The organism is Vibrio sp. 10N.261.52.A1 (assembly GCF_002876325.1).
GTDB classification, from domain to species: Bacteria; Pseudomonadota; Gammaproteobacteria; order Enterobacterales; family Vibrionaceae; genus Vibrio; species Vibrio chagasii.
Map to the genome: position 1 here is coordinate 1 of NZ_MCYD01001291.1, position 8,732 is coordinate 8,732.

At 45.4% G+C, this 8,732-nt stretch carries 6 protein-coding genes; 5 read left to right on the top strand and 1 reads right to left on the bottom strand.

The window, feature by feature from the left end; all coding sequences use genetic code 11:
• Positions 1-205 precede the first annotated feature (205 nt).
• Entirely contained in the window at positions 206-1,207 is a 1,002-nt protein-coding gene (locus BCT81_RS26965; protein ID WP_061033294.1) for a sensor domain-containing diguanylate cyclase, read from the top strand.
• A gap of 36 nt (positions 1,208-1,243) precedes the next feature.
• Positions 1,244-1,471, top strand: coding sequence for a zinc ribbon domain-containing protein (locus BCT81_RS26970; protein WP_102426452.1), 228 nt, complete (start codon positions 1,244-1,246; stop codon positions 1,469-1,471).
• A gap of 80 nt (positions 1,472-1,551) precedes the next feature.
• On the opposite strand, the gene xseA is transcribed toward BCT81_RS26970, so the two are convergent.
• On the bottom strand, positions 1,552-2,892 hold the full coding sequence (gene xseA / locus BCT81_RS26975; protein WP_102426453.1) for an exodeoxyribonuclease VII large subunit: 1,341 nt from the start codon (positions 2,890-2,892) through the stop codon (positions 1,552-1,554).
• A 243-nt stretch (positions 2,893-3,135) separates the two neighbouring features.
• Here xseA and guaB point away from each other — a divergent pair, with 243 nt between their 5' ends.
• The 3 genes from guaB to BCT81_RS26990 all read left to right on the top strand — a co-directional run bounded on the left by guaB (position 3,136) and on the right by BCT81_RS26990 (position 8,535).
• Entirely contained in the window at positions 3,136-4,599 is a 1,464-nt protein-coding gene (gene guaB, locus BCT81_RS26980; protein ID WP_061033280.1) for an IMP dehydrogenase, read from the top strand.
• A 365-nt stretch (positions 4,600-4,964) separates the two neighbouring features.
• Complete coding sequence (gene guaA / locus BCT81_RS26985; RefSeq protein ID WP_102426454.1) at positions 4,965-6,518, top strand: glutamine-hydrolyzing GMP synthase; 1,554 nt, start codon at positions 4,965-4,967, stop codon at positions 6,516-6,518.
• A gap of 304 nt (positions 6,519-6,822) precedes the next feature.
• On the top strand, positions 6,823-8,535 hold the full coding sequence (locus tag BCT81_RS26990) for a chitinase (protein ID WP_102426455.1): 1,713 nt from the start codon (positions 6,823-6,825) through the stop codon (positions 8,533-8,535).
• The last annotated feature ends 197 nt before the right edge of the window (positions 8,536-8,732 follow it).

Genomic DNA, 8,732 nt, shown 5'->3' on the forward strand with positions numbered 1-8,732 from the left:
ATGCAGCACATGTAACTTATGCTTTCGGTATGTGGTGATATAAATATTCTTTTTGGGGTAGATCGCTGATCAAAATAGATAAAGCGAAAGATCAACCTATGATCTTCGATTGTGTGTCGTGGTAATTAAGTGTGTTATTATTAACCAATAACAAGCTTGCATAAGAACAAGCTGTACCCGATTAAATAATTGAAAGCTTTAGTGAATGGAACAACAATTTTTATTAGAAGGCCACCGAGCAGTCAATAGGTTGCTTCGGAAGCTTGCCCTTGGGATGGATCGCAAGGACTTAAACCGCAAGATCATAGAGCTCACAGAACAGCTTTTTGGTCAGCGTATGGCTTCAATTTTACTGCTCAACGCTGAGTCTCAGACTTTGCACCTCGAATATGCTCCGAATTTGCCTGATTTCTATAATCAACAGATAGAGGGCGTTGGTATAGGTGTTGGAATTGGTTCGTGTGGTGAGGCTGCTGCGCTTAAAAAAGCAGTGATGGTCTCAGACATCAATACCCACCCTAACTGGGCACCTTTCTTGGCGTTAACAAACCAGGCTAACCTTCATGCCTGCTGGTCTGTGCCAATTCTTTCTTCAAACGGGAATGTACTTGGTACTTTCGCTATATACAGCCAATATGTTTCCGAACCACATGCATTCGAACTTGAGATTTTGGAGCTGCTCGCTTCTCTATATTCGGTAGCATTAGAAAAGTACGAGCTGGAAAACCAGCTTAACTTTTTCGCGAATCGTGATTCTCTTACCCACTGCTTGAATCGTCGTGCTTTGTTCAATGAAGCTGAAAAGGTCTTGGCCAAGCGCTGTTTTGCACAGAAGGTGATGGCGTGTCTGTTTGTCGATGTCGATAAATTCAAATCAATCAATGATACCTACGGTCATAGCTTTGGCGATGATGTGCTATTGGCGGTTGCTAGAGTGCTTGATGATGCTACGACAGCGTGTGCCAAGATAGGCCGTTATGGTGGTGATGAATTTGTGGTGTTCTCTTGTTTTGATGATAAAGATAGCGTTGTTAGCTTCTACCACGGTTTAGAGAAAACACTACAACAAGCGCTTTATATTAATGATGTGCAGTTCTCAGTGAGTGTTGGTCTTGCTTGTGAAAAAGATCCACAGGGGTTAGATCAGTTGATCGCACAAGCTGATAAGAACATGTACCAAATCAAACAAGCTAAATCCAAGCAGTAGTAGATTGTAAAAAGAGTCGTGAATTAGGAAATACTAATGAGTGAAAATATCTGCCCTAAGTGTCAGTCAGAGCTTGGTTGGGACGGACAATACCACTGTGAAAGTTGTCAGGCACATTTTACTAAAATAGGGTTCTGCCCAGAGTGCAGCAGCCAGTTAGAGAAACTTCAAGCTTGTGGTGCCGCAAGCTACTTTTGTAATGGTGACTGCAATGAGCTTAAGTCTAAGTCGAGAGTAAAGTTCGAATTCCAAGCTGCGGAATAACCTTTTTACTGAGTTTTCTTATTAGATACAAAAAAGCCCTGTCGATTATCGATAGGGCTTTCTAGTTTTTAATGTTCGAATTAGCTCTTAGCTACTCTTGCTGTCACTTGAGACTCAACCACCCCATCTTCCACCTGAGTGGTGATCACTTCACCGACTTCGACATCGTTAATCGATGACACAGTCTTGCTCGATGCTGAATGAGTAATGCTGTAGCCACGCTTTAGGGTTGCCAGTGGACTAACGGTCTCTAATTTCTCGGCAGCCATCGCAAGCTGGTGGCGAGTGGTTAGCAGGGTTTTATCCATCGCATCTAATAGCTTTTGCTTTGAACGTTGCAGATGCAGTTTTTGTTCGCCCAAACGCTTAACTGGCGAGTTCAACTGAAGCTGATGCTGTTTACGTTCGACACGCTGTGCATGCTGCTTTAGGTATTGAGCCATACCGCGACGCAGACGCATGTCTAGATCATCCAGCTGCTGACTCTGCTTTTGCAGTTGGTAGCTAGGGTGCTGTCTTTCTAAGCGGTGTTTCAGTGCTTGAGTCGACTGTGCTTGCTTGATTAATACGTGGCGAATCGCACTCACTAAGCGAGCACGTTTAGAAGCGAAAGCTTGCTCTTTATGACTGTTGTCACGGCTAACCAATTCAGCCGCAGCTGATGGAGTAGGGGCGCGCATATCGGCAACGAAATCGGCAATAGTGACATCCACTTCGTGGCCGACGGCGCTGATGATCGGGATTTGGCTTGCAGCAATAGTGCGAGCAACGATCTCGTTGTTGAAGCACCATAGGTCTTCTAACGAACCGCCACCACGGCCGACGATTAACACATCACACTCATTACGCTCATTGGCACGTCCAATCGCCTGAGCAATCTGAATCGCCGCCTCTTCGCCTTGAACCATGGTTGGGTACACCACCACAGGTAACGAAGGATCACGGCGCTTAAGTACGTCCAAGATATCGTAGAGAGCGGCACCGGTTTTAGAGGTGACAACACCAACGCGCTTTGGATGCTCAGGAAGAGCTTGCTTACTCGATTGAGCGAACAGCCCTTCAGCGGCAAGGTTCATCTTCAGCTTTTCAAACTCTTGCTGAAGTTTACCGTCACCTTCTGGCTGCATACTTTCGATAATCAGTTGATAGTCACCACGTGGCTCGTAAAGAGACAGGCGAGCTTTGACTAAAACTTGATTGCCGTTCTGAGGCTTAAAGGTGACTCGGCGGTTATTGCCACGAAACATGGCGCACTTAACTTGAGCGCGAGAATCTTTAAGGGTGAGGTACCAGTGACCAGAGACAGGTGCAGAGAAGTTTGAGATTTCACCAACGAGCCACACTATTCCCATTTCGTTTTCTAATAGGAGACGAACCTCTGAGTTGAGGCGAGAAACAGTAAAGATGTTTGGATTAGTCATAGAAGCACTATCTTTCCTTGCAGGAAGGTCTTTCTTGTAATCTCACAGGGCGTGAGTATGGAAGATAGCGGCAATATAATACATATCAAGGGGGTAAATGCAAATTAAAAATACAAAAAATGTGTAGCCAAGCGATTTCCCCGTGCGTATAATCCCTCCGCAATATCTAATCCAAAGCACTTCATTATGCGAAACGATGAAGTCGGATTTTTCTTTCTACTCCTCAATTGTGAGATATTGCAAATGCTAAGAATTGCCAAAGAAGCGCTGACATTCGATGACGTACTACTCGTGCCAGCTCACTCCACTGTTCTCCCAAACACAGCTGATCTTCGCACTCAGTTGACTAAAAACATTTCACTGAACATCCCTATGATTTCTGCGTCGATGGATACCGTGACGGAAGCTCGTCTGGCTATCGCACTCGCGCAAGAAGGTGGCATTGGCTTTATCCACAAGAACATGTCTATCGAGCAACAAGCTGAAATGGTTCGCCAGGTTAAAATTTACGAAGCAGGTGTGGTTTCTCATCCTGTAACTGTAAGCCCTGACGCAACGATTGCTGACGTTGTTGCCCTGACTGAGAAGCACGGTTTTGCTGGCTTCCCTGTAGTGACTGAAACAAACGAACTGGTTGGTATCATTACTGGCCGTGACGTTCGCTTTGTAACAGACCTTTCTAAGAAAGTTGACGTAGTAATGACGCCTAAATCGCGTCTAGCTTCTGTTAAAGAAGGTGCAACTCGCGAAGAAGTTCAAGAGAAAATGCACGAAGCACGTGTTGAAAAAGTACTTGTTGTAAATGATGACTTCCAACTAACAGGAATGATCACTGCAAAAGACTTCCACAAAGCAGAACGTAAACCAAACGCTTGTAAAGATGAGCGCGGCAGCCTACGTGTAGGTGCAGCTGTTGGTGCTGGTGCTGGTAACGAAGAGCGTGTTGCTGCTCTTGTTGAAGCTGGCGTAGACGTTCTACTTATCGACTCTTCACACGGTCACTCTGAAGGCGTACTTAACCGTATCCGCGAAACTCGCGCTGCATACCCAGATCTACAAATCATCGGTGGTAACGTAGCAACTGGCGCTGGCGCTCGTGCTCTTATCGAAGCGGGTGTAAGTGCAGTTAAAGTTGGTATCGGCCCTGGTTCTATCTGTACAACTCGTATCGTTACTGGTGTTGGTGTTCCTCAAGTAACAGCAATCGCAGACGCAGCGGAAGTTGCAAACGAATACGGTATTCCAGTAATCGCAGATGGCGGTATCCGCTTCTCTGGTGATATCTGTAAAGCTATCGTTGCTGGCGCATCTTGTGTGATGGTTGGTTCAATGTTCGCAGGTACTGAAGAAGCACCAGGTGAGGTTATCCTTTACAACGGTCGTTCTTACAAGTCTTACCGTGGTATGGGTTCTCTTGGCGCTATGTCTCAAGGCTCTTCTGACCGTTACTTCCAATCTGACAACGCTGCAGACAAGCTTGTTCCAGAAGGTATTGAAGGTCGTATCGCATACAAAGGTCGTCTAAAAGAGATCGTTCACCAACAAATGGGTGGTCTACGCTCAAGCATGGGCCTAACAGGTTCTGCGACGATTGAAGACATGCGTACTAAAGCTGAGTTTGTTCGTATCTCTGGTGCGGGCATGAAAGAATCTCACGTACACGATGTTCAAATTACTAAAGAAGCACCTAACTACCGTTTAGGTTAATAATACGTCCAAACGTTTGAATAATGTGCTGATTAAGTCGGCACATTACTATACCAATCGTAGTAAATAACTGGTCATCCTAGCTTGTTAAAAACCTCGATAACTTCGTTAGGATTTTTGATTGTAGAATAACTACTTATCAGAAAATCCTGCCTTGTTCTCAAGCTTTTTTCCTGCGCTATTCCTGAACACTTACTTACTGTGATTGGTATTATATCTACCGCCTGTTTTGTTGAAAGCCTGATTTTCTCAAAACACGAGGTTAAAGATATCTAACGAAAACGTTTGCTTTATTTCTTGAAGAGTTAATCAGAGGTGAGTAAACTCGCCTCCGTTTGATCACATAGCCAATAAGACTGCTTAAAATGACTAAAAATATTCATGACCAACGTATTCTAATTCTAGACTTCGGTTCTCAATACACACAGCTAGTTGCTCGTCGTATTCGTGAGATCGGTGTTTACTGTGAACTTTGGAGCTGGGACGTAGACGAAGCGGATATTCGTGAATTCAATCCAGACGGTATCATCCTATCTGGTGGCCCTGAAAGTGTAACGGAAGAGAACTCTCCACGTGCACCTCAGTACGTGTTTGATTCAGGTGTTCCTGTATTTGGTATCTGCTACGGCATGCAAACTATGGCTGAGCAACTTGGCGGCAAAGTAGCAACGTCTACTGAGCGTGAGTTCGGCTACGCAGCGGTACAAGTAACCGGCGAATCAGCACTGTTCGCTGACCTTGAGTCTACTCAAGATGTTTGGATGAGCCACGGTGACAAAGTGGTTGAGATCCCAGCTGATTTCACAAAGATCGCTGAAACAGACACTTGCCCATACGCAGCAATGGCAAACGAAGAGAAGAAATACTTCGGTGTTCAATTCCACCCAGAAGTAACACACACTAAGAACGGCCTGAAAATGCTTGAGAACTTCGTTCTTAACGTTTGTGGTTGTGAAGGTCTGTGGACTTCAGCTTCAATCATTGAAGATGCAGTTGCACGTATTAAAGAGCAAGTAGGTGACGACGAAGTTATCCTTGGTCTTTCTGGTGGTGTTGATTCATCAGTAGTTGCAATGCTTGCTCACCGCGCTATCGGTGACAAACTAACGTGTGTATTCGTAGATAACGGTCTACTTCGTCTGAACGAAGCTGAGCAAGTTATGGATATGTTCGGCAACAAGTTTGGTCTAAACATCATCAAAGTAGACGCTGAAGATCGTTTCCTAGAAGCACTTAAAGGCGAAGCAGAACCAGAAGCTAAGCGTAAGATCATCGGTCACGTATTCGTAGATATCTTCGATGAAGAGTCTAAGAAACTGACAAATGCTAAGTGGCTTGCTCAAGGTACTATCTACCCAGATGTAATTGAGTCTGCTGCATCTAAGACTGGTAAAGCACACGTAATCAAATCTCACCACAACGTTGGTGGCCTTCCTGATGATATGGAAATGGGCCTTGTTGAGCCTCTACGTGAGCTGTTTAAAGATGAAGTACGTAAGATCGGTCTAGAACTTGGTCTTCCATACAACATGCTTTACCGCCACCCATTCCCAGGTCCAGGTCTAGGTGTTCGTGTTCTTGGCGAAATCAAGAAAGAGTACTGTGATCTACTGCGTCGCGCAGATGCTATCTTCATTGAAGAGCTTCACGCTGCTGACCTGTACCACAAAGTATCTCAAGCGTTCACGGTATTCCTACCAGTTCGCTCTGTTGGTGTTATGGGCGATGGCCGTAAGTACGATTGGGTTGTATCTCTACGTGCTGTAGAAACAATCGACTTCATGACTGCTCACTGGGCACACCTACCATACGACTTCCTAGGTAAGGTTTCTAACCGTATTATCAACGAAGTTGACGGCATTTCACGTGTTGTTTACGACATCTCTGGTAAGCCACCAGCAACAATCGAGTGGGAATAATCTCTTAGAGATTTAACTGCTATTTGATTTAGTTATTAAAAGCCTCGAACTCAGTTCGGGGCTTTTTTGTTTTCCACGCCGCGTAGTCAATGGTTGTGGTTCGAGGGGGGGATTGAGCGTAAGAAACCAAATTAGTTGGAAACTAGATATCAGCTCAAGAAACCATGAGACGCATTGTTACCTTCAACTATACATAAAACTATCACTCGCACTTTTTATAAAATCACACCGCAACAGCTAGGCTATTTCCCACGTGCCACATACTCTTTGATGGACTTATTAAGGACAGATAAGAGAATCCATCATGTTAAAAATCAAATATTTGGCGACAGTATTGGGCTGTACTTTAGCAGCACAAAGTCATGCGTCTTTGAACATTCAACCTGATCCGCAAAACCCGAATGGTTACCTTATTGAGAAGTCGGCTTTACAGGTTGCTGAACAAGCGAAAACCTCGGACCCTATGTACGCGATCTGGTCACAGGCTCTACAAACTCGTTCGAACACCATCGTTGAAGCGATTGAACCCGGTTCACCTTCCAACCCTGAGAACGTAAAGCGGGTTGAGCGCGTATTCCCTCAATCTGAATGGGATTTCCTTACTCAGATGGCTGCGCCTGAATACACTTACACTCGTTTCCTACGTGCGATTGGTAAATTCCCTGCGTTCTGTGGAGAGTACACAGATGGCCGTGACTCTGACGCCATCTGTAAGAAATCCATCATCACGGCTTTTGCTCATTTCTCTCAAGAGACGGGCGGTCACATCGCGATAGATAATACTTCTGATAACCCGTTGGGTTTAGAAGAGTGGCAGCAAGCGTTAGTCCATGTTCGTGAAATGGGTTGGTCTGAAGGGCAAGAAGGTTACACCACAGGTTGTGGTCAGAATGATTGGCAAAATGCGCGCTGGCCATGTGCGGCAGGGCAGGGTTACTTCGGTCGTGGTGCTAAACAGCTTTCTTACCATTTTAACTACGGCGCTTTCTCTGAAGTGATGTTCGATGGTGATGCAACCGTGCTGCTGAATAATCCGGGTTTAGTTGCTGATTCATGGTTGAACTTGGCTTCAGCTATTTGGTTCTTCTTAACGCCACAAGCACCGAAGCCAGCGATGTTGCACGTTATTGACCGTACTTGGACGCCATCTCAACGTGAACTGGATGCGGGCATTGGTTATGGCTTTGGTACCACCATTAACGTAATCAACGGTGGCATTGAGTGTGGTGAGCAGAATAAAGACAAAGGCCAACCGGTTAACCGTATTCGTTACTGGGAAGGGCTAGCGGCGCACTATGAAATTCCTGTAGAGGCAGATGAAGCCAATACCTGTTGGCAACAAACTCCATATGGAAGCTTGAACCTTAATGGCGCAACAGATGTGCTATACACCAACTGGGATGGCAACTGGAAATACTACGCAGATCGTCCAGAAGGTTACTCATTTGAGTGTGAGTTAGTTGGATTCCAAACCGCATATTCAGCGCTAGTTGCAGGGGATTACGAGAAGTGTGTGACTAACTTCTATGGATCTCATGCAAGTTGGCCTGAAGTGAAGGTGGTCGATAAACTTGATCCGGTAGACCCAGGAACCGACCCTGGTGGTAACGGCTGGAGTGCGACTAAGGTTTACAACGCTGGTGATCAAGTGACTCACAATGGCGCAACTTATGAAGCGAAATGGTGGACACAAGGGGATGACCCTGCCAATGGTGGCCCTTGGAAACTAGTAGCCGGTGAGCCAACACCACCAGTTGTGACAGATCCAACGCCTGTTGATCCTGCCCCTGTCGATCCAGAACCAGTAGACCCTACACCCGTTGAACCACCTGTGACAGAGCCGCCAGTGGTTGTCGATCCATCTGAATTTATTACGTGGCAAGCCGGTGTTAGCCAAGTGAGTAATGGCGATAAAGTGACGCATAACGGTAAGTGCTTCGTGGCTAAAAACGGCCCTGGCGTCTGGGAAAGCCCAGTTCAATCGAATTGGTTCTGGGATGAAATCAGCTGTAATTAATTGTTCAGCCAATTGAGTACCTTAACTGATTAATCAAAGCCGAAAGTGATTGCTTTCGGCTTTTGCGTTTCTGCTCTGCGTTCCTCGATCATCTAACGCAAAACTCCCTAGCTGAATGCTAATTTTCCATTTAGAGAATAAAGTCCTGTACAAATGTCTTTTGTGAATTTATATTCACTTTTAAATTATACTTATTC

What these genes read in the sequence shown, in the direction of transcription:
- BCT81_RS26965 (WP_061033294.1), top strand. Translation starts at nt 206, where the DNA reads ATGGAACAACAATTTTTATTAGAAGGCCACCGAGCAGTCAATAGGTTG.
- BCT81_RS26970 (WP_102426452.1), top strand. Translation starts at nt 1,244, where the DNA reads ATGAGTGAAAATATCTGCCCTAAGTGTCAGTCAGAGCTTGGTTGGGAC.
- xseA (WP_102426453.1), bottom strand. Translation starts at nt 2,892, where the DNA reads ATGACTAATCCAAACATCTTTACTGTTTCTCGCCTCAACTCAGAGGTT.
- guaB (WP_061033280.1), top strand. Translation starts at nt 3,136, where the DNA reads ATGCTAAGAATTGCCAAAGAAGCGCTGACATTCGATGACGTACTACTC.
- guaA (WP_102426454.1), top strand. Translation starts at nt 4,965, where the DNA reads ATGACTAAAAATATTCATGACCAACGTATTCTAATTCTAGACTTCGGT.
- BCT81_RS26990 (WP_102426455.1), top strand. Translation starts at nt 6,823, where the DNA reads ATGTTAAAAATCAAATATTTGGCGACAGTATTGGGCTGTACTTTAGCA.